At 34.0% G+C, this 20,776-nt stretch carries 16 protein-coding genes, 1 tRNA gene and 1 pseudogene; 9 read left to right on the plus strand and 9 right to left on the minus strand.

The annotated features are described in order from the left end of the window. The 3 genes from tilS to katG all read right to left on the minus strand — a co-directional run. Positions 1-969: tRNA lysidine(34) synthetase TilS (gene tilS / locus Q0Q96_RS02545; RefSeq protein WP_293871365.1), on the minus strand; the 969-nt coding region annotated here is incomplete at its 3' end. A gap of 22 nt (positions 970-991) precedes the next feature. Then, on the minus strand, positions 992-2,278 hold the full coding sequence (locus tag Q0Q96_RS02550) for an anthranilate synthase component I family protein (protein ID WP_293871368.1): 1,287 nt from the start codon (positions 2,276-2,278) through the stop codon (positions 992-994). A 136-nt stretch (positions 2,279-2,414) separates the two neighbouring features. Further along, complete coding sequence (katG, locus tag Q0Q96_RS02555; RefSeq protein ID WP_293871370.1) at positions 2,415-4,655, minus strand: catalase/peroxidase HPI; 2,241 nt, start codon at positions 4,653-4,655, stop codon at positions 2,415-2,417. 230 nt (positions 4,656-4,885) lie between these two features. On the opposite strand from katG, the gene Q0Q96_RS02560 reads away from it, so the two are divergent. Further along, complete coding sequence (locus tag Q0Q96_RS02560; RefSeq protein WP_293871372.1) at positions 4,886-6,583, plus strand: amino acid permease; 1,698 nt, start codon at positions 4,886-4,888, stop codon at positions 6,581-6,583. Positions 6,584-6,651: 68 nt separating this feature from the next. Here the strand turns inward: Q0Q96_RS02560 and Q0Q96_RS02565 are convergent, their stop codons facing one another. Further along, positions 6,652-8,808, minus strand: a complete 2,157-nt coding sequence (locus Q0Q96_RS02565) for a prolyl oligopeptidase family serine peptidase (protein WP_293871375.1) — start codon at positions 8,806-8,808, stop codon at positions 6,652-6,654. A 579-nt stretch (positions 8,809-9,387) separates the two neighbouring features. Here Q0Q96_RS02565 and lpdA point away from each other — a divergent pair. Next, the gene (gene lpdA, locus Q0Q96_RS02570; protein WP_293871377.1) at positions 9,388-10,791 is read left to right on the plus strand and encodes a dihydrolipoyl dehydrogenase; all 1,404 of its coding nucleotides are present in this window, start codon (positions 9,388-9,390) and stop codon (positions 10,789-10,791) included. Positions 10,792-10,846: 55 nt separating this feature from the next. Here lpdA and Q0Q96_RS02575 read toward each other — a convergent pair whose 3' ends face one another. From Q0Q96_RS02575 to Q0Q96_RS02590, 4 genes are all read right to left on the minus strand, one after another. Next, entirely contained in the window at positions 10,847-11,266 is a 420-nt protein-coding gene (locus Q0Q96_RS02575; protein WP_293871380.1) for an arsenate reductase ArsC, read from the minus strand. Continuing rightward, on the minus strand, positions 11,263-11,883 hold the full coding sequence (locus Q0Q96_RS02580) for a class I SAM-dependent methyltransferase (protein WP_293871383.1): 621 nt from the start codon (positions 11,881-11,883) through the stop codon (positions 11,263-11,265). Before Q0Q96_RS02580 ends, Q0Q96_RS02575 begins: the two co-directional genes overlap by 4 nt. A 132-nt stretch (positions 11,884-12,015) precedes the next feature. Then, complete coding sequence (locus tag Q0Q96_RS02585; protein ID WP_293871385.1) at positions 12,016-12,486, minus strand: DUF6428 family protein; 471 nt, start codon at positions 12,484-12,486, stop codon at positions 12,016-12,018. An 83-nt stretch (positions 12,487-12,569) separates the two neighbouring features. After that, positions 12,570-12,893: a metalloregulator ArsR/SmtB family transcription factor gene (locus tag Q0Q96_RS02590; RefSeq protein WP_293871388.1), complete on the minus strand. Its 324-nt coding sequence runs from the start codon at positions 12,891-12,893 to the stop codon at positions 12,570-12,572. Between the two features lie 145 nt (positions 12,894-13,038). On the opposite strand from Q0Q96_RS02590, the gene tpx reads away from it, so the two are divergent. The 7 genes and pseudogenes from tpx (at position 13,039) to Q0Q96_RS02625 (ending at position 20,330) form a co-directional block, all read left to right on the plus strand. Further along, entirely contained in the window at positions 13,039-13,536 is a 498-nt protein-coding gene (tpx, locus tag Q0Q96_RS02595) for a thiol peroxidase (RefSeq protein ID WP_293871391.1), read from the plus strand. Positions 13,537-13,546: 10 nt separating this feature from the next. Then, positions 13,547-13,921, plus strand: coding sequence for a diacylglycerol kinase family protein (locus tag Q0Q96_RS02600; protein WP_293871393.1), 375 nt, complete (start codon positions 13,547-13,549; stop codon positions 13,919-13,921). A 44-nt stretch (positions 13,922-13,965) separates the two neighbouring features. Further along, positions 13,966-16,431, plus strand: a complete 2,466-nt coding sequence (locus tag Q0Q96_RS02605; protein ID WP_293871395.1) for a DNA translocase FtsK — start codon at positions 13,966-13,968, stop codon at positions 16,429-16,431. A 1-nt stretch (position 16,432) separates the two neighbouring features. Then, a complete protein-coding gene (locus Q0Q96_RS02610; RefSeq protein WP_293871398.1) occupies positions 16,433-17,074 on the plus strand; it encodes an outer membrane lipoprotein carrier protein LolA in 642 nt (213 codons plus the stop codon). Between the two features lie 8 nt (positions 17,075-17,082). Further along, a pseudogene (locus Q0Q96_RS02615) lies at positions 17,083-18,462 on the plus strand (LptF/LptG family permease); the annotation flags it as partial. A gap of 494 nt (positions 18,463-18,956) precedes the next feature. After that, entirely contained in the window at positions 18,957-20,093 is a 1,137-nt protein-coding gene (ribB, locus tag Q0Q96_RS02620; protein WP_293871400.1) for a 3,4-dihydroxy-2-butanone-4-phosphate synthase, read from the plus strand. 152 nt (positions 20,094-20,245) lie between these two features. Continuing rightward, positions 20,246-20,330 (plus strand) — tRNA-Ser (locus tag Q0Q96_RS02625). Positions 20,331-20,477: 147 nt separating this feature from the next. On the opposite strand, the gene Q0Q96_RS02630 is transcribed toward Q0Q96_RS02625, so the two are convergent. Further along, positions 20,478-20,776: DUF6266 family protein (locus tag Q0Q96_RS02630; RefSeq protein ID WP_293871402.1), on the minus strand; the 299-nt coding region annotated here is incomplete at its 5' end.

The raw sequence follows: 20,776 nt of genomic DNA on the forward strand, positions 1-20,776 counted from the left end.
AGGCGAAGAGCAGGATCTTATTAAGTTAATTGGTAAAGTGCGAAATTTTGGAAATAAAATCAAATGATTTCTATTTTTTAACAAAATATGTGTTTCCGAAAATACTTGCTTCCCCGATTGCGCGTTAACCAATGCGTAAATATCGTTCCATGCTTTAAATCCAAAGGGTTGCAGCCATTGGTATAAATAGGCTTCATAATTTGGAAAACCCTTGAGTTTTGCAATATCAATATTTATAGTATCGTCCTCAAGAACCACTTCTTTAAAAACACTTTGCGAAGCGTCATTGATTAGTGATTGCGACTGTTGAAGGTTGGATATGGTACTTTCAAATGAGGTTAGCAAACTTAAATTTAGTTCTTTTAGTATTGGAATTACGTCGAGCCGGAGTTTATTCCTTACATATTTACCAGATAAATTGCTACTGTCTTCACGCCACGTAATAGTTTTTTCTGTGGCAAACGTTTCGATTTCTTTTCTTGAAAATGGTAATAATGTTCGGATAATATTTCCGTTTTGCGGCGGAATTCCAGTCAAACCGTCCAATCCTGAACCTCGTACAAAATTTATTAAAAAGGTTTCTAAACTGTCATCTAGATGGTGTGCTGTCAAAATATAATCAAAATGATGTGTTGCCAAAAGTGTGTTGAACCAATCATACCGAAGGTTTCGAGCAACAACTTGAATGGAAAGTTTATTTTGTTTGGCAAATTCTTGGGTGTCGAATTTTTGAATGTAAATTGGAATTTGTAATCTTTCTGCTTGCAATTGGACAAAATTCTCATCTTCATCACTTTCAGCATCACGCAACTGAAAATTGCAATGCGCAATTCGGATGTCAAGCTTCAATTGATAGCACAAATGCAACAAAACCATACTGTCTAAACCGCCACTTACTGCTAGAAGTAGTTTACTACCTTGAAGAAAAGGAAAATTGGAATAGATATGATTTTGAAATTTTGTGAGCATTTTCAAAAGTAATAATTTTAATTCAACTTAAAACTTCAAATAGCGCTTTGGCTTTTAGCAAACATTCGTCATATTCTTGTTCAGGATTTGCTCCCGAAGTAATGGCACTTCCCACCGAGAATGAAACGTATTTGTTTTGGGCATTGTATAAAATGCTTCGGATAACAACATTAAAATCGAAATCATTATCGGGAGTGAAATACCCGACAGCTCCGCTGTACAAACCGCGTTTGGTTTCTTCTAATTCCTCGATTATTTTGGTAGACGAAATTTTTGGCGCGCCAGTCATACTTCCCATTGGAAAAGTTGTTCGTAAAATTTCTATTGGCGAAATTGTATTTTCTACATTTGAAACCACTGTCGAAATCATTTGATGCACTTGTTCAAACGAGTAAATAGCACATAATTTTTCGACGACGACAGAGCCTTTGATTGCTGTATTTGATAAATCATTACGCACCAAATCTACAATCATGATATTTTCTGAACGTTCTTTTGGATTTGTTGCCAACTCGGTTTTGGATTTTTCATCTAAAAAGGTATCAAAAAAACGTTTGGCAGTTCCTTTAATAGGTTGCGAAATAACCTTGTTATTTTCTTTTCGTAGATAGCGCTCTGGTGAAGCGCACATTAAATACTGTTGATAGTTTTTAAAAAAAGTGGCAAAGGGTGGTTTAGAAATAGCATTGAGTTTTTGATAAATTTCTAACGGATTAATCGTTGTATTTTCGGCATAAAATTCCATACAAAAATTGGCTTCATAAATAGCACCTCGATGAATGTATTCGAGCATTTTATTAACTTTGTCAATGTAATTTTTTTTTAAAATTCTTTGATGAATGGTTATCGTTTGATGGTTGATGCTTGATGCTTGATGGAAAGTTTGGATTGCTAAAAAATCAGATTCGATTTCATCATCGCATAACAGTAAATAGTGAACTTCTAACTGATTTCCTTTTAAAAGAAATAACTTTTTTGGTTGAAAAAAAAACAAATCGGGAAAATGCAATCCGTCAAAGTTATTGGATTGTAAATCCTCAATATCATTTTTCAATTCATAGGACAAATGTCCAAACAACCAATCTTTGGTTACTTGTTTATACTGTTTCAAGTCTTCAAAAGCGTTGTGATAATCTGTTTTTATAGCTGTAAAAGCATCTACGGCAAGCGCACAATCAAAACTAGAATATTTTTGATTATAGTCATTAGAATCTAAAAAAACAACTTCTCGAAACTGTTCAGACCATAGTAAAAGTTGTTGCTTAAAAAGCATTGGATTATCAATAATTCGGGAGATTGATGTTCTCAAAAGTGAGTGAGTTTTATGTTTTTCAAAATTACGATAAAAAAATTCTTGAATTCCAATATTAAATGCAATGCTAAGTTCAAAATAAAAATCCTCTTGCTAAAAGAACAAGAGGATTTTAAATACTTTTTGTTTGTAATTAAACTAAATCAAATCGGTCTAGGTTCATCACCTTATTCCATGCCGATACGAAGTCATTTACAAACTTTTCTTTAGCATCATCGCATGCATAAACTTCAGCAATAGCGCGTAGCTCCGTGTTAGATCCAAATATGAGATCAACCCGTGTTCCTACCCATTTTATAGTACCCGAATTTCTATCAGTGCCAACAAAGGCATCATCAGATTCTGAAACGGCTTTCCAAGTGCTCTTTAAATCTAGTAAGTTTGTAAAAAAATCGTTGGTAAGTGCTTCTAGCTTTTTGGTAAAAACACCAGATTGCGACTGATCAAAATTAGTATTCAGTACGCGCATCCCACCAATAAGAACGGTCATTTCTGGTGCTGTTAATGTTAATAATTGTGCTTTATCTAGCAGCAATTCTTCAGCAGAAACAGCATATTTTGTTTTTACATAGTTCCGGAAACCATCGGCTTGAGGTTCTAGCACTGCAAAGGATTCAACATCAGTTTGGGTTTGTAAAGCATCTGTTCTTCCGGGTTGAAAGGGTACAACGATTGAGTGACCGGCATTCAAAGCTGCTTTTTCAATTGCAGCATTTCCGCCAAGAACAATTAAGTCAGCGATGGAAACTTGTTTGGACTCAAAATTTGTGCTGTTAAATTCTTCTTTAATATTTTCAAATACAGCCAATACCTTTGCTAACTGATTTGGGTTATTAACTTTCCAGTCTTTTTGTGGCGCTAAACGAATACGAGCTCCATTTGCACCACCACGTTTGTCAGAACCTCGAAAGGTAGATGCAGAAGCCCAAGCTGTAGCAACTAATTCTGATACCGATAATCCCGATGCAAGAATTTTTGTTTTTAGTGAGGCAACATCATTACCATCAATATGTTGATAGTTTGCGGCAGGAATTGGGTCTTGCCAAATTAGATCTTCGGCGGGTACTTCAGAACCAAGGTAACGTGCTTTTGGCCCCATATCACGATGTGTTAACTTGAACCACGCTTTGGCAAATGCATCATTAAATTCTGATGGATTTTCGTGGAAACGTCTTGAAATTTTTTCATAAATAGGATCAAATCGCAGGGATAAATCAGTAGTCAACATAAACGGTGCGTGACTTTTTGATGCATCGTGCGCGTCTGGAACTGTATTTACTCCTGCTCCATTTTTAGGAGTCCACTGATGCGCACCAGCAGGACTTTTTGACAATTCCCATTCAAAACCGAATAAGTTTTCAAAGTAATTATTACTCCATTTTGTTGGCGTCGTCGTCCATGTACCTTCAAGTCCACTTGTAATTGTGTCGCCCGCATTTCCCGCACCAAAACTATTTAACCAACCTTGACTTTGATGCTCAATAAGCGCTCCGGCAGGTTCAGCACCAACATATTGGCTAGGATCTGCAGCACCATGCGTTTTACCCAGCGTGTGTCCGCCCGCAATTAAAGCTACTGTTTCTTCGTCATTCATTGCCATACGTGCAAAAGTTTCGCGTATGTCACGTGCTGCTAATAATGGATCTGGATTCCCATTTGGTCCTTCCGGATTTACATAAATTAACCCCATTTGAACTGCGGCTAATGGTTGTTCTAATTCTCGGTCGCCACTATATCTCTTGTCATCTAACCAAACATTCTCTGAACCCCAATAAATATCTTCTTGTGGTTCCCATACATCTTCACGTCCGCCAGCAAAACCAAAAGTCTCAAATCCGGCCGATTCTAAAGCGCAGTTGCCTGCTAAAATCATCAAATCTGCCCATGAAATTTTCTTTCCATATTTTTGTTTAATTGGCCAAAGCAGTAAACGAGCTTTGTCTAAATTGGCATTATCCGGCCAACTGTTAAGTGGTGCAAAACGTTGTGTTCCAAAACCTGCGCCACCGCGACCATCAGCAATACGATAAGTTCCCGCACTGTGCCAGGCCAAACGGATAAATAATCCTGCATAACTTCCAAAATCTGCTGGCCACCAGTCTTGAGAATCTGTCATCAAATTTAAAATGTCATTTTTAAAAACTTGTAAATCAAGTGAATTGAACTCTTTTGCATAGTCGAAAACTTCCCCCATAGGATTGACCATTGCTGAATTCTGACGAAGAATATTCAGTTTTAGCTGATTAGGCCACCAGCCATTATTTCTCATACCATTACCAGCACTTTTTTTTGCGGCAGTTCCTCCAGAAAACGGGCATTTATTTTCACCATTAACGTTGTACGAAGTAGAGTTTGGATTAACATTATTTTCCATATTTATTAGTATATTTTTTTGTTAGATTTCAACTTCCAAATTTAATCAATCTTCTTGTGGGGTTTTCATAGTTTTTAATTATATATTACTATTTGTTAATTATCAAAACTTATATTGAAACTGCGCCTCCTTAAATATATTTCAAAAAAAACCTGAATGCAGAACGGACATTCGCGTCTTAATATCAAATCTTTTATATATTTGTTTTCTTCAAAACCAAAAGAATAAACATGTCCTTAACCAAAATATTTCGAAAAAAATCAATTAATTCAATCGTAAATCAAGGAAATGAAGGCGCGCACTCTTCAGGTTTAAAAAAAGTTCTTACCGTCAAAGATTTAACATTTTTTGGTATTGCAGCTATTCTTGGCGCCGGTAGTTTTACAAGTTTAGGAGAAGCAATATTTAAAGGCGGCCCAGGAGTAGTTATTTTATTTGTAATTACAGCAATAGCCTGTGCCTTTACTGCTTTTTGTTATAGTGAATTTGCAAGCAGAATACCTACAGCTGGAAGCGCTTACACCTATGCTTATGCAAGTTTTGGTGAAGTATTTGCGTGGATAATTGGATGGGCATTAATTATGGAATATTCCATCGGTAACATTTATGTTGCTTTTAGTTGGAGTGATTATTTTACTTCTTTTTTAGAGCGATGTTCCATTCATATTCCACCCTATTTTTGTACGAGTTATATGGAAGCTAAACACGCTTTCTTCAACAATAGTTCTAACAAAGAACTAGTTGAAGCTTGGAATGCAGCGCCATTGATTGGTGACTTCAAAATTATTGTTGATTTTCCTGCTTTGATAATTAATTTTTTCATCACTTATTTAGTTTATAAAGGAATTAAAGAAAGTCGAAATTTCAGCAATCTGATGGTTTGGTTAAAAATGGCTGTGGTTGCGTTAATCATTTTAGTGGGTGGGTATTTGGTTTTTTCAAATGGATTAACTTTCAATTGGTCACCTGCCAATAGCAGCGGTGTTCATTCCTTTATGCCTAACGGTTTTGGTGGCGTTATGGCAGCTGTGAGCGGTGTGTTTTTTGCCTATATCGGTTTTGATGCCGTGAGTGTTTTGGCAGAAGAAAGTAAAGATCCTCAAAAAGATTTACCAAGAGGAATGATATTGTCTTTGATTATTTGTACCATTATTTATATTTTATTGGCGTTGGTGCTCACTGGTGCTGTAAATTTTAAAAATTTTGAAGGTGTTGGTGATCCATTGGCCTTTATTTTTGAACCTCAAAATTTGAATATTGGTTGGATGCAATTTTTAGTTTCTATTTGTGCTGTTGTCGCCATGACCAGTGTTTTATTGGTTTTTCAGATGGGACAACCTAGAATTTGGATGAGTATGAGTCGTGATGGATTACTACCAAAAGTTTTTCAGAAGATACATCCAACACATCAAACTCCTTCGTTTGCTACAGTTATTACAGGTTTAGTAGTTGGAATTCCAATATTATTTACAGACAAAACATTTGTACTTGATTTTACAAGTATTGCAACTTTGTTTGCTTTTGTGCTGGTTTGTGGTGGCGTATTATTGATACCAAGACGAGAAAAAGAAGCAGGAAAATTTAATTTGCCTTATATCAATTCAAAATTTATTTTTCCAATATTGGTTTTACTTTCAGGTTTAGCAGTTAATTATTTATTTCCAACTTATTTTTCTACTGCTTTTGATTTTTCTGATGATAAAATAGCAATTAATTTACCGTTGGTTTTATTTTACATTTTAGTACTAATCATGATTGGAGTTTCATTTGTAAAAAAACTATCCTTAATTCCATTGTTGGGACTTATTTCTTGTTGCTATTTGCTCACCGGAATGACCATTTTAAATTGGATGTGGTTTGGCAGTTGGTTAATTATTGGGTTATGTGTTTATTTTATGTACAGCTTTAAAAACAGTAAACTAAATTAGGAACTGAATAAATATAAATCCCATCTCATTTTTAAATATAAGATGGGATTTAAATCTAATTCAAATTTTTAATTTTTTAACTGAAAATTTGGATGCCCACATTGCCACAAAACAAAAGAGAATTGATCAGCAAAATTAGCAAAAGTCACCTCTTTATCTTCGGTAAAATGGCCGTTATTATAGTTGACTTTCATCAATACCGGTTTTCCAGAAGTAGAAGCATTTTGAACTGCAGCAGCAAATTTTCCTGGTTGCCACACCACTACTCTTGGGTCATTCCAACCCCCAACACATATCACGGCTGGATAATTTGTGTTCTCTTTGACATGTTGCATGCCATCCATTTCAAACAAAGCTTTACATTCTTCTTCTTTAGATACAGTTCCAAATTCTGGCGTATTAACCGGACCATTTGATGAAAATTCTCCTCTCATGGTGTTGGCGCAACCGACATTACAAATGGCGGCTGCAAATAAATCTGGTCTTTCTGTAATAGCACGCGATATTAAAATACCGCCAGCACTGGTTCCGGTACCTGCTAACTTTTTTGGTGATGTATATCCGTTTGCCACAAGATATTCTCCACAACTTATAAAATCTTTCCACGTATTGGGCTTTGTAGTTTTAAAACCTGCTTTGTACCAATCTTCGCCTTTTTCGCTACCACCGCGAACATGAGGAATTGCAATAACAACGTCTCTAACTGCCAAGGAATTTTCCATAACATTAAAATAAGGAGACATACTAAATCCATACGCTCCATAACTATCCATCAAACAAATATTGGAACCATCCTTTTTTAATCCTTTTTTGTAAATGATTGATAATGGTATCATAGCGCCATCATGACCTTTGACTTCAACTTCTTCAACAACAAGATTTTTATATGCTTCAGGATAAACGGCAGGTTTATTAAAAGAGCTAGGCTCGAAATTATTTGATTCAGCACTATATTTAAATTCAGAAGGTGGCTTGTTCCATGATGTGATAATTACATAAAAATCATTGGTTTTTGTATCAATACAAAAGGCATACGCAGCGCCAATAAAAGGCATTTTGACTTCGGTAGTAGCTTGTGTTTTTATGTTGTATTGGTATAAATGATTGTTAATCCCATCACTATAGTTTAGTAATAAATAATCTTTAGAACGAGAAAAAGATTCGAGGGTTTGTGATTTTTTTTCTGACCCAATCGTTTTTGCGGTAGACCAATTTGGGTTTTTTAAATCCGTTTCTATTAATTTATAATTTTTGGCTCCATTGTATGTAATGGCATACACTTTATCTCCAGCCATGTCAAATCCACGGACTAATTTATCATCTGGTGTACAAAGTGTTTTCCATGGTATATTTTTAGAAAAAGCATAAGATATGGGTGCATAATAAAATTTCATTTCGTTTTGAACGGTTCCTTCAGTAGCAAATATGTAGTCTTTTGAATCTTTAATAAAAAAAGCAGACGGATAAGATTTGGAATCAATATTTAATTTTGGATATGATTCATTGCTAAAAAAGTCATTATCTTGATAGCTATCTGTAGCTAGTTTGTGCAACTTTGATTTGGGATTTAAACGCCCGTTAGGATCGGTATTATCTGCCGATTTTATCCACATATATATAAATGAGGTATTGTCAAAAGTCCAACTTACAATGCCCGCAGTATTTTTTATAACATCAGATAAAAATTGTTTGGTATCTACATTCATTACTTGAATAGTGGAAACTTCAGCACCACTTTCTGAATAGGCAATAAGTAATTTTTTACCATCAAAACTTGGAGAAATTTGTTGTACCGAAAGCGTTTTTCCAGCTATGAAAGTAAGCGGATCAAAAAGTAACTGTTCTGCCCCAGTATCTCCTTCTCGAAAATATATTTTACTAACTTTTTCGCCTGGCATTGTTTTTTGATAAAAAAACCTTCCTCCTTCTTTAGTTCGAGAACGATACGATGGCGGTTGCAGTTTATCCAAACTTTTCCATTCTGCAATAAGTTCATTTCTACCCGATATTTTATTAAGAGTAGCATTGGTTAAATCAGCTTGTTCTTTGAACCAAGACACAACACTTGGATCTTTCATGTTTTCTAACCAACGATAGGAATCGGTGTAATTAGTTCCAAAATAAGTATCAGTAACGGATACTTTTTTAGTATTGGGATACTTCCATTGTGCTGATAAGTTCGCACATGATAAAATCAAGACGAAGTTAATAATTGATTTTTTCATAATTGTTATAGTTTTGTTTGTTATAAATTGATAAACGTTTCATTTTGAGACTTAAAAATATAAAATAATCTCCAATTATAAACTATAGATTACAAAAAAAATCCGTTAAAGAATTCTCTATAACGGATTTTCTACACAGCCTTATATCACTTACTCATAACCCACTTTTGCTTTTTAACAGCCAGTCACTGTTTTCATTATTTAAATCTATTGGTTTTTACCAACTGCAAAAGGAAAAATTTCTTCTTAACGATTGCTTTTAATGAGTATAAATTTGTATACAATGAGAAGTAAATTATTACTGTTAAAGCTCCTCATTTTGAATATCTTATTTCATTGTTCTTTTGAACAATTATTTCTAATATTCTACCTCAAAATTAACGAAATGAAATCATAATTTAGTTGATTTTCTAAATTTTAACATAAAAAAAATAAAGTTTTTTGATATTGTATTCCTAACCTTATTAATTAAAAATAATCTTAAAATTTATCTTATAAATGCTGTTTTTATTTTATTTTTTAACTGAAATAAAAGCTGTAATTTTGTGACGCAAAAAATAAATTAACAAACACATAATCATGAGTTCATTCGACGTAATCATTATAGGGTCAGGTCCTGGCGGATATGTATCAGCAATTCGATGTGCCCAATTAGGTTTTAAAACTGCAATCATCGAAAAATATTCTAATTTGGGTGGAACGTGTCTCAACGTGGGTTGTATTCCGTCCAAAGCGTTATTAGCATCGTCACATCATTACGAAGAATTACAACATTTTGCCGATCATGGAATTGAAGTTTCAGGCGAAGTAAAAGTAAACCTCGAAAAAATGATTGCTCGTAAACAAGCTGTTGTAGACCAAACATCGGGTGGCGTAAAATTTTTAATGGATAAAAATAAAATCACGGTTTACGAAGGTTTAGGTTCATTTGAAGATGCAACTCACGTAAAAATAACCAAATCAGCTGGAACCTCGGAAGTTCTCGAAGCTAAAAATATTATTATTGCAACGGGTTCAAAACCATCTAATCTATCTTTTATAAAACTGGATAAAGAAAGAATTATTACCTCAACTGAAGCGTTAAAATTGCCAGAAGTCCCTAAACATCTAATAATCATCGGTGGTGGTGTAATCGGAATTGAACTAGGACAAGTGTATTTGCGACTAGGAGCACAAGTTTCGGTAGTTGAATTTATGGACAGAATTATTCCGGGAATGGATGCAAGTTTGTCGAAAGAATTAACAAAAGTGTTAAAAAAACAGGGAATAAAATTCTACGTTTCCCATAAAGTGAAATCAGTAGAAAGGAAAGGCGATAGTATCATGGTTCAAGCAGAAAATGCTAAAGGCGAAACCATCACTTTAGAAGGTGATTATTCTCTAGTCTCAGTAGGTCGTCGTCCGTATACAGTAGGATTGAATGCTGACAAAGCTGGTGTAAAAATCACAGAACGTGGAATGGTGGAAGTAAACGATTATTTACAAACCAATATCCCTAACATTTATGCGATTGGCGATGTTGTTCGTGGAGCAATGTTGGCACACAAAGCCGAAGAAGAGGGTGTAATGGTTGCCGAAATATTGGCAGGACAAAAACCACATATTGATTATAATTTAATTCCGGGAGTTGTTTACACTTGGCCAGAAGTTGCCACAGTAGGAAAAACAGAAGAGCAATTGAAAGCCGACGGAATTGAATACAAAGCGGGAAGTTTTCCTTTTAAAGCATTAGGAAGAGCTCGTGCGGGTGGCGATTTAGACGGATTTGTAAAAATATTAGCCGATGCAAAAACAGACGAAGTTTTAGGTGTTCATATGATTGGTGCACGTTGTGCCGATTTGATTGCTGAAGCGGTAATTGCAATGGAATTTAGAGCCTCCGCCGAAGATATTTCCAGAATGTCGCATGCGCATCCAACATTTGCAGAGGCTCTTAAAGAAGCAGCATTAGCGGCAACAGATAATAGACCGCTGCATATATAAATTGTAGATACCAAATCTCATATATTAAATTTAGTCCCGAGAAATCTGGACTTTTTTAGACTTCATTATCTTCCACAAACAGTTTACAATAAGTTTTTATCTGTTCTCTGACTTTTCGGAATTGTTGCATAACTTCCGTATCGGTCCCAACCGCTTTTGCTGGGTCAGGAAAATTATGATGAAATTTTTTAGCCTGCGTTGTAAAAAAAGGACATCGCTCTTTTGCATTATCACAAACTGTAATCACATAATCAAACGAAACATCAAAATATTCATCGATGTTATTAGAAGTATAGTGCGAAATATCGATGTTGTCTTCCTTCAAAACGATAATTGCTTTCGGATTGACACCGTTAGTTTCCACACCAGCAGAGTACACTTTGACTTTAGCAGAATCTGTAAAATATTCGAAATAGCCATGTGCTATCTGGCTACGACAACTATTTCCTGTGCATAAAATTAAAATATTTTTCATCTTATCTTTCGTTTAAAATTGCAAAAAATAAAGTTTTGAATGGTCGTAAAAGGTGTTTGGTGTTCTACTTCTTTGGAAGCAATAAAATCAAAATACGCTTGGAATACTTCAATCATTTTAATTTCAGAATATTGAGTAATAGTTAAACCACTACATTTTGTTGGTCCTTTTTCAGAAAAAGTTCCTATCACAAGTTTGCCGTTATCGGCTGTAGCCAATGCAATCACTTTTGCATATTTTTGAATTTGATTTTTTTCTGTTAAAAAATGAAAAGATGCTCTATCATGCCACAAATCATAAGCTACAGTTGGATCAAAATCTAAAATGTCGGAAACGATAAAAGTAACTTTATTATTTGCTCTGCTTCCTAGTCTGTTTTTAAGTCTTTCGATAGCTTTTGCAGAAATATCAAGCACCGTCAAATTGCTAAAACCCAATTCCAAAAGTGCATCAATCAAATAACTGTCACCTCCACCAACATCAATAATTTGAGCATCAAATCGCAATTGAAATTGTTGAATAAAATCGATTGAAATATGCGGATACGCTTGATACCAGCTCACTTCATTTTCAGTTTTTGTAGAAAAAACGTTTTCCCAATGTTCTTTTATTCTCATAATCAAATTAAAATCCACACTAAATTAATAATGGTAAATCTTGGATCAAATCCATAAATAAGGTTTAAAATTAAAACGGTTGTCGTAATTATAATTTTCTTTTTGTGTTTGATAGCGAAATTTTTCATCCTATCAACAACCTGCATTTGGTGCACAACAGGAAGCTTTTTCTTTCCATGCTCCTATTTTTGATTCGATGAGCGCTGGTGCTATTCCGCACTTATCATTGGCTAAACAATCGGTTATTTTTGGCACCAAACAAAAATTAGTTCTGTCAAAATACAAACTAAATTTACCAATAGTTTCTTTCATTTGATATTCAACTTCAATTTCTAAATTACTCATTTCCAATAATTTTTCAGAAAGTTCGATAAAGTCAATTAATTTTTCTGGATGCAAACGATGGTCATAATCATTTGCTTCCCACAACTGAAAATTAGCAGCTTCTTCAATGCGAACTTCACCGCCGCAATCGTTAAAATGTTTGGTCACTTTTCCCACTTCGGTTATATGAAAATGATTGGGAACCATTTCGCAATTGGGTAATTTAAAAGCTAATGTGCTTTGCTTTTTTAATTCGATTTTAATGTCAGATAGTTTCACTTTGTTTTGTATTAGATTTTAATAAAAAAAAATTAAGAGCTTGTGAATAGAAAAGAAACTTTAACCTCATAACTCCCTGTTTATCAACAGCATTTATTTTTTAATTTGATATTCATTACCGAAAAATAACTTTCGATTTTCTTTAAGATAACTTCGTTAATGCAGTAGCAAATGGCATTTCCTTCAACACTTCCTTTTATTATTCCAGCATTTTTTAACTCTTTCAAATGTTGAGAAACTGTTGGCTGTGCCAACGGTAATTCGTTGACAATATCTGTACAAATACACGAGTCAGTTTTTAATAAATATTCAATAATCGCTACTCGTGCTGGATGAGCAATGGCCTTAAATATGTAGGCTACTTCGTTTTGTTCGTTTGAAAAATGTTCTGTTTTTGAAGCTCCCATAAAACTACTATATTTATATATTGCAATATTACGATATATAAATTATAATATCCAAGTTTTATTTGTGTGTTTTTTAAAATCTCAAATCCATATTCTTAAATACGAACTATTTTAGTTACTTTTGCGACTAAATTTTTATATAAAAATGGCAACAATCACATTAGGAGGAAATCCAATACACACTAGCGGTGAACTACCAACATCGGGTTCAAAAGCAACAAATTTTGAGTTAATAAATACAGGTTTAAACAAAGTCACTTTATTTGATTTTGCTGGTTCAAAACTAATTTTGAATATTTTTCCAAGCATTGATACTGGAATTTGCGCCACTTCAACCCGAACTTTTAATGCTAAAGCAAATACATTACAAAACACAAAAATTTTATGCATTTCGCGTGATTTGCCGTTTGCTTTTACGAGGTTTTGTGGTGCCGAAGGATTAGAAAATGTAGTTTGTTTGTCAGATTTTAAAACCGGAAACTTTGGTAAGGACTATGGTTTGGAAATCGTTGACGGAGCCTTTGCTGGTTTGCATTCGAGAGCAGTACTTGTTTTAGACGAAAACGGTATTATAAAATATGCGGAACAAGTTCCCGAAATTGGTAGCGAACCTAATTATCAAGCTGCTTTAGCTGCAGTATAATTGCTGAATAATGGAATTTCAAAAAGACAACTCCTTATTTACTGGTCGACTAAAAAGTGTAGGATATGCAGTTAAAGGTGCTTATAAATTAGTCACGACCGAGCATAGTATTATGGTGCAATCGTCGCTGGCGATGTTACTCATCATTGCTGGTTTTGTTTTTGATATTTCAAGACAAGAATGGATGATGCAAATTTTGGCTTTTGGATTGGTTTTGAGTGTAGAAAGTTTAAATACTGCTGTTGAAAAAATTGCCGATTTTATTCATCCCGAATTTCATCATAGAATTGGCTTCATCAAAGACATTGCCTCAGGTGCTGTACTATTTGCGGCTATTGCTGCTCTAGCCATCGGATTATTAATTTATGTACCAAAATTTCTATAAACATTCGATTAAATTTCTATTTTTATAGCTTTTATAATTAACCAATGGCAAAAACAGTAAAAAAAGAAAGTCCCGACAAAAAGAAAGATCCAAACTCGGAAATTAAAATTCTTAAGACCAAAAAGCAATATCGAATGCTTTTTGGATTTTTTCTACTATTACTGTCAATTGCCTTTTTGGTTTCATTCATATCTTTTTTTGTATCGGGTCAAGCCGATCAAAGTGCTGTAAACTCGTTAACAGATAGAACTCAAACTGTTGATAACTGGTTAGGTAAATTTGGAGCTTACGTTGCCGATTTATTTATTTATCGTGGTTTTGGGGTTGCTTCCTTCCTGTTTGTCAAACTATTGTTTTTAAGTGGCGCTTTTTTACTATTAGATTTACCGATTACTAAACTCAAAAATACTTGGTTTTGGGATTTTTTTGCCATCATAATATTGTCAGTAGCATTTGGTTTTTTTGCCACAACCCTTCCCGAACTTGGCGGAACAATTGGGTATGAAATGAACCAATTTATTCAAGATTATATTGGTAAAACAGGAACGCTTCTTGGCATTATCTTTTTTATTATCATTTATTTGATTTTCAAAATAAAAATAGCACCTGATGCTATTAAAACGTTTTTTGAAAAAAAACATAAAGATATTAAGGAGGAAATGAATGGATTAACAACAAATAACAACGGAACTAGCTATAATTTAGAGGAATTTGCTGTTTTAGATTCAGAAGAGAATCTGGAAGAACCAACCTTAAAACCATCGCAATTCGAGATTAATAAAGAAGGTTTAAAACCGACGATTGAAAACGCTTCCGAAATTAATTTGGAACCAACGATAAAAAATGTTACTCCAACGCTACAAACAGTGCCAGTTTATAATGAACCTGTAAAAGAAATTATCGAAACAAATGATGAAGTTTTTTTAATAGAAAAAGCGGCTGACGAAGATATTGTGGAAGAAAATTTAGCAGCAAAATTGGTTGCCGATTTTGGGGAATTTGACCCAACATTAGAATTATCCAACTATAAATTTCCGACCATTGATTTACTAAAAGAGTATAGCTCTGTTGGAATAACTATCAATCAAGAAGAGCTGGAAGAAAATAAAAACAGGATTGTAGAAACGTTAAAAAACTACAAGATTGATATAGCCCAAATCAAAGCTACCGTTGGACCATCAGTAACTTTGTATGAAATTGTTCCCGAAGCAGGAATTCGTATTTCAAAAATAAAAAGTTTAGAAGACGATATTGCGTTATCATTGGCAGCATTAGGTATTCGTATTATTGCACCAATTCCCGGAAAAGGGACTATTGGTATCGAAGTTCCAAATAAAAATCCGACGATGGTTCCTATGCGAAGTGTTATTGGTTCTGCGAAATTTCAAGAAGCCGAAATGGAATTGCCAATCGCATTGGGAAAAACAATTTCTAACGAAACCTTTGTTGTCGATTTGGCAAAAATGCCGCACTTATTGATGGCTGGAGCAACAGGACAAGGAAAATCAGTGGGACTGAATGCTGTTTTAACCTCATTGTTGTACAAAAAACATCCTGCAGAAGTAAAATTTGTTTTGGTAGACCCAAAGAAAGTTGAGTTAACACTTTTTAATAAAATAGAACGCCATTATTTGGCAAAACTTCCCGATGATGGTGATGCCATAATTACCGATAATACTAAAGTGGTCCATACGCTAAATTCGTTGTGTATCGAAATGGACAATCGGTATTCGTTGCTCAAAGATGCCATGGTTCGTAATATTAAGGAATACAATGATAAGTTTAAAGGACGTAAATTAAATCCGGAAAATGGGCATCGTTTTTTGCCTTACATCATTTTGGTTGTTGATGAATTTGCAGATTTGATTATGACTGCGGGTAAAGAAGTAGAAACTCCTATTGCACGTTTGGCTCAATTAGCACGTGCTATTGGAATTCATTTAATAATTGCCACTCAAAGACCATCTGTAAACGTAATTACTGGTCTTATTAAAGCAAATTTCCCTGCTCGAATTGCTTTTAGGGTGACTTCAAAAATTGATTCTAGAACTATATTAGACACACAAGGCGCTGATCAATTAATAGGTCGTGGCGATTTATTATATTCTAACGGGAATGATTTAGTGCGTGTACAATGTGCATTTGTAGATACACCCGAAGTAGAAAAAATTGTAGACTATATTGGTTCCCAAAAAGCTTATGCAAGTGCTTATTTGCTACCCGAATATGTTGGCGAAGATGGCAGTAGCGTAAACCTTGAGTTCGACATTTCAGAAAGAGACAGCTTGTTTAGAGACGCAGCGGAGATTATTGTAACGACCCAGCAAGGTTCGGCATCATTATTGCAAAGAAAGTTGAAATTGGGTTACAATCGCGCAGGACGTTTAATTGATCAATTAGAAGCTGCTGGAATTGTGGGTCAGTTTGAAGGAAGCAAAGCTAGAGGAGTTAATATTCCTGATTTGGCTTCATTGGATTTATTTTTTACCAACGAACAAAACAACGCTTAAAATGAACAAAATACTTTCGATTGTTATCGTATTTTTAGTAACACTTACTGTAAATGCACAAGATAAAAAAGCAAAAGAGTTGTTAGACCAAGTGACCTCTAAAATTAAGTCTTATAACAATGTAACTATTGATTTTAAATACACACTGAACAATAACAAAGAGAATATAAATAAAGAAAGTAAAGGTAATTTAGTACTCGAAGGAAACAAATATGTACTAAATTTTATGGGTGTTACCAAAATATTTGACGGTAAAAAAAATTACTCTATTGTTCCCGAAGACGAAGAAGTAACTGTTTCTAGTTTAAACGAAAAAGATGATGGCGCAATTACGCCTTCAAAAATGCTTACCTTTTTTAACAATGGCTACAAATACACTTGGGACATTCTTCAAGATGTGAAAGGTCGAAAAATCCAATATATAAAATTAGTACCAGCCAATTCCAAAGATCAACGAAAAGAAATACTTCTAGGTATTGATTCGCAAACCAAAAACATTTACAATGTGATTGAAATGGGTAAAAACGGGACAAAAACAACCCTTTCTGTTAATTCTTTTAAAACCAATCAACCTTTATCAAAAAATCAGTTTACATTTGTTGCAAGTAAGTATCCTAAATACTACATCAATAAACTAGATTAAACTCCGAGGTGAAAATACTTGACAAGTACTTATTAAAATCGTTCCTCGTTACATTTGCTGCGGTTTTTGTAATTTTATTTTTCATTTTCGTACTTCAAGTAGTCTGGCTTTTCATATCTGAATTGGCTGGCAAAGATTTAGACTTCATAATGATTTTGAAGTTTTTATTGTTCAAAATGCCTAGTATTATCCCCCTTGTATTACCTCTTTCGATAGTTTTGGCTTCAATTATGACTTTTGGTAGTTTGGCAGAAAACTATGAGTTTGCCGCTATGAAATCTTCGGGAATATCATTGCAGAGAGCTATGAAAAGCCTTATTTATTTCATTTGCATATTAAGTATTTGTGCCTTTTTTTTTGCCAATAATGTCATTCCATTTGCCGAATATAAATTTATCAACTTTAGAAGAAATATTGCTCAAGTAAAACCTGCTATGGCAATCGCCGAAGGTCAATTTAGCCAAGTTGGAACTTATAACATTAAAGTCGAGAAGAAATCGGGCGAAAATGGTAAATTTTTAAATGGTGTCACCATTCATGAATTAGCTGCGATTGGAGCGGGTAGCAATACCGTTATCAAAGCAAAAACAGGAGAGTTAGTAAGTAGTGAGAATTCCAACATACTAAAATTAGTTTTGAAAGATGGCAACTATTATGAAGATATTATTCCCAAAAAATTTGAAGATCGCAACAAAGTTCCCTTTGCCAAGAGCGAGTTCAAACGCTATGTAATCAATATTGATTTGTCTAAATTAAATAGTACCAATTTAGAGGAAGGTAAAATTACCAATACCAATACGATGCTCAACGTTAGTGAACTAAAATTCACACTAGATTCGTTACAAAAGAATTATAATAAAGATGTTGAATCTATTTCAGAAAATATTGGACAACGTACCCTGTCAGGAAATTCGATTATTGCAACGAATAACAATTCGCCTAACCTGGATATTGATAATTTATTGCAAGGTTTTTCAACCAATGATAAAACTCAAATCCTGCGTGTAGCAAGTAGTACGATTGACGCAACAAAGTTTTCTTTAGAAAGTTCTCGCTTTGAACTTGAAGATAAGCAAAAAAATATCAGCCTTCATTGGATTGCTTTGTACGACAAATTTGTTATCGCATTTGCATGTTTATTAATGTTTTTTATTGGCGCACCCTTGGGAGCAATAATTAGAAAAGGCGGTTTGGGATTACCAATTGTTTTTGCCATATTGATTTTTATCATCTTCCATTTCATAAATACCTTTGGGAAAAAAGTAGCACAACAAAACGGGATTTCTCCTTTTTTGGGTTGTTGGATGGCAACTTTCATATTAATACCATTAGCGATAATGCTTACAAAAAAAGCTACCGACGATAAAGGATTCAGCATTACTTTTGATTGGTTTACAAATATTTACAATCGTTTTATGATTACTAAAACCAACACCAAATTTAATTTACAGCCTATTGAAAATCAGTTGGATTTTGACAGTAAAGAAACTAATAAAACAATTGCTAAAAAACCTTTAATAGCACCAAACAAAACAAAACTAATTGTAAACGAGACCACAGAACCTGCAATAATTTTTCAGCACTATAAAAAGTATAGCTTATTTACTTTAATTAGTTGTTTAGGTTTATTAATTATTACAATTACTTCTGAATTACAAGGTTTAATTGCAATGATTGGTGCCATAGCAATTGCCTTAATTTTTTATTTATTTCTATACAAAACGCAAACACTCCTGCATCGTATATCGAATCAAACCACCCAAAAAATAGATTTGAAAAACTACATAGTCATGCTAGGTGCTTTTCCTTTTTATCCGCTTTTCTATTTTTATTATTTTATTTATTTAAAAGAAGTTTTATCAAAATCTAATAAAGATTTATAATGAATATTGCTACGTCCATAAAACTAAACACTATTGAAGAGGCCATTGAAGATATTCGTCAAGGCAAAATTATTATAGTTGTTGACGATGAAGATCGAGAAAATGAGGGTGATTTTTTGGCTGCAGCCGAAAAAGTAACACCTCAAATGATTAACTTCATGGCTACCCATGGTAAAGGGCTAATTTGTGCACCTTTGACAGAAAAAAGATGCAGTGAATTGGAATTGCATTCTATGGTCAAAAACAACACCGATCATATGGAAACTGCTTTTACTGTTTCTGTTGATTTAAAAGGACACGGTGTTACTACGGGAATATCTGCTTCTGATAGAGCAAAAACAATATTGGCATTGGTTCATGAACAAACCAAACCACACGATTTGGCTCGACCTGGACATATTTTCCCATTAACTGCAAAGCAAGGTGGTGTGTTACGTCGAACAGGTCATACAGAAGCCGCTATTGATTTCGCTCGATTGGCTGGTTTTAAACCAGCAGGTGTTATTGTAGAAATCATGAATGAAGACGGCACAATGGCACGTTTGCCTCAATTAGTAGAAGTAGCTAAAAAATTTGATTTAAAATTAGTTTCTATAGAAGATTTGGTTGCTTACCGAATGCAACATGACAGCTTAATTGTCAAAAAAGATGATTTTGTAATAGAAACCCGTTTTGGTACATTCCGCCTTCGAGCTTACCAGCAAACTACCAACAAGCAAGTACATTTGGCATTAACAAAAGGGAGTTGGAATTTGGGAGATGTCGTACTTACTAGAATTAATTCGACACAAGCCACAAATGATGTACTTAATACGTTGGCTATAGCAGTTGACAAGAAATTAGAGGATGTTTTTAATAGAATTATTCAAGAAGAAAAAGGTGCTATTTTATTCATCAATCAAGAAATAGATTCATCCGATTTACTGCATCGTTTAGCAGAATTAAAACAATTACAAGCTAACAAAGTCTTTAAAATTCCGCAAATTAAGATGGATGTTAAAGATTTTGGCATTGGCGCACAGATATTACATGATATCGATATATCAAAAATAAGACTGATATCGAACACGACGCAAACCAAGCGTGTAGGGATGATTGGTTATGGATTAGAAATTACAGAATATGTGCCCTATTAACAAAGGTAACAGTTTTGCGAAGTAAATATCAGTAAGTGAAACAAATAACTTTAGATAAAAAAATAAGTATATATTTTACTTAAAATCTTTTTGGTAAATGAAAAAGGTTGTTATATTTGCAACCGAAATCTGCAAGGGTTGCTAAAGATATTGGAGAAATGGCAGAGTGGTCGATTGCGGCAGTCTTGAAAACTGTTGACTGTTACAGGTCCGGGGGTTCGAATCCCTCTTTCTCCGCTGAATTAAAACCCTAACGATTGATTATCAATTAGTTAGGGTTTTTTATTTGCTAAAAATCCCCACATAATCCCCACAATCATAATGTTTTGAACATAAAAAAACCACCATTTTACAGGTGGTTCTTGAAATAAGTATCTATTAATTTTATGAAGCCGTACCAGAGCCAATATAGATACTATTTGATAATTGTGTTTCATCAGCACTCATAAACGATATAAACATCTCTATATCATCTCCAGAGTAGTTAGAAGGAATAATAACAGATTGTGTTAAATCAGCTCTTGTAGCTCCCTCTGTAATGTAAACACTTTCTCCTTTTGCTGGATTATAGACAACAACCATAGCTTTATCTGTTGCTTGTGCATTTCCATTGGTTGAATTATCTTCCCAAGTAAATTTTACTTGACCAGGAGTAGAAACATCAAATTGAGGATTTAAAGCTG

This window comes from Flavobacterium sp., from assembly GCF_025352015.1.
Taxonomy (GTDB): Bacteria; Bacteroidota; Bacteroidia; order Flavobacteriales; family Flavobacteriaceae; genus Flavobacterium.

What these genes read in the sequence shown, in the direction of transcription:
- katG (WP_293871370.1), bottom strand. Translation starts at nt 4,655, where the DNA reads ATGGAAAATAATGTTAATCCAAACTCTACTTCGTACAACGTTAATGGT.
- Q0Q96_RS02560 (WP_293871372.1), top strand. Translation starts at nt 4,886, where the DNA reads ATGTCCTTAACCAAAATATTTCGAAAAAAATCAATTAATTCAATCGTA.
- Q0Q96_RS02565 (WP_293871375.1), bottom strand. Translation starts at nt 8,808, where the DNA reads ATGAAAAAATCAATTATTAACTTCGTCTTGATTTTATCATGTGCGAAC.
- lpdA (WP_293871377.1), top strand. Translation starts at nt 9,388, where the DNA reads ATGAGTTCATTCGACGTAATCATTATAGGGTCAGGTCCTGGCGGATAT.
- Q0Q96_RS02575 (WP_293871380.1), bottom strand. Translation starts at nt 11,266, where the DNA reads ATGAAAAATATTTTAATTTTATGCACAGGAAATAGTTGTCGTAGCCAG.
- Q0Q96_RS02580 (WP_293871383.1), bottom strand. Translation starts at nt 11,883, where the DNA reads ATGAGAATAAAAGAACATTGGGAAAACGTTTTTTCTACAAAAACTGAA.
- Q0Q96_RS02590 (WP_293871388.1), bottom strand. Translation starts at nt 12,893, where the DNA reads ATGGGAGCTTCAAAAACAGAACATTTTTCAAACGAACAAAACGAAGTA.
- tpx (WP_293871391.1), top strand. Translation starts at nt 13,039, where the DNA reads ATGGCAACAATCACATTAGGAGGAAATCCAATACACACTAGCGGTGAA.
- Q0Q96_RS02600 (WP_293871393.1), top strand. Translation starts at nt 13,547, where the DNA reads ATGGAATTTCAAAAAGACAACTCCTTATTTACTGGTCGACTAAAAAGT.
- Q0Q96_RS02605 (WP_293871395.1), top strand. Translation starts at nt 13,966, where the DNA reads ATGGCAAAAACAGTAAAAAAAGAAAGTCCCGACAAAAAGAAAGATCCA.
- Q0Q96_RS02610 (WP_293871398.1), top strand. Translation starts at nt 16,433, where the DNA reads ATGAACAAAATACTTTCGATTGTTATCGTATTTTTAGTAACACTTACT.
- ribB (WP_293871400.1), top strand. Translation starts at nt 18,957, where the DNA reads ATGAATATTGCTACGTCCATAAAACTAAACACTATTGAAGAGGCCATT.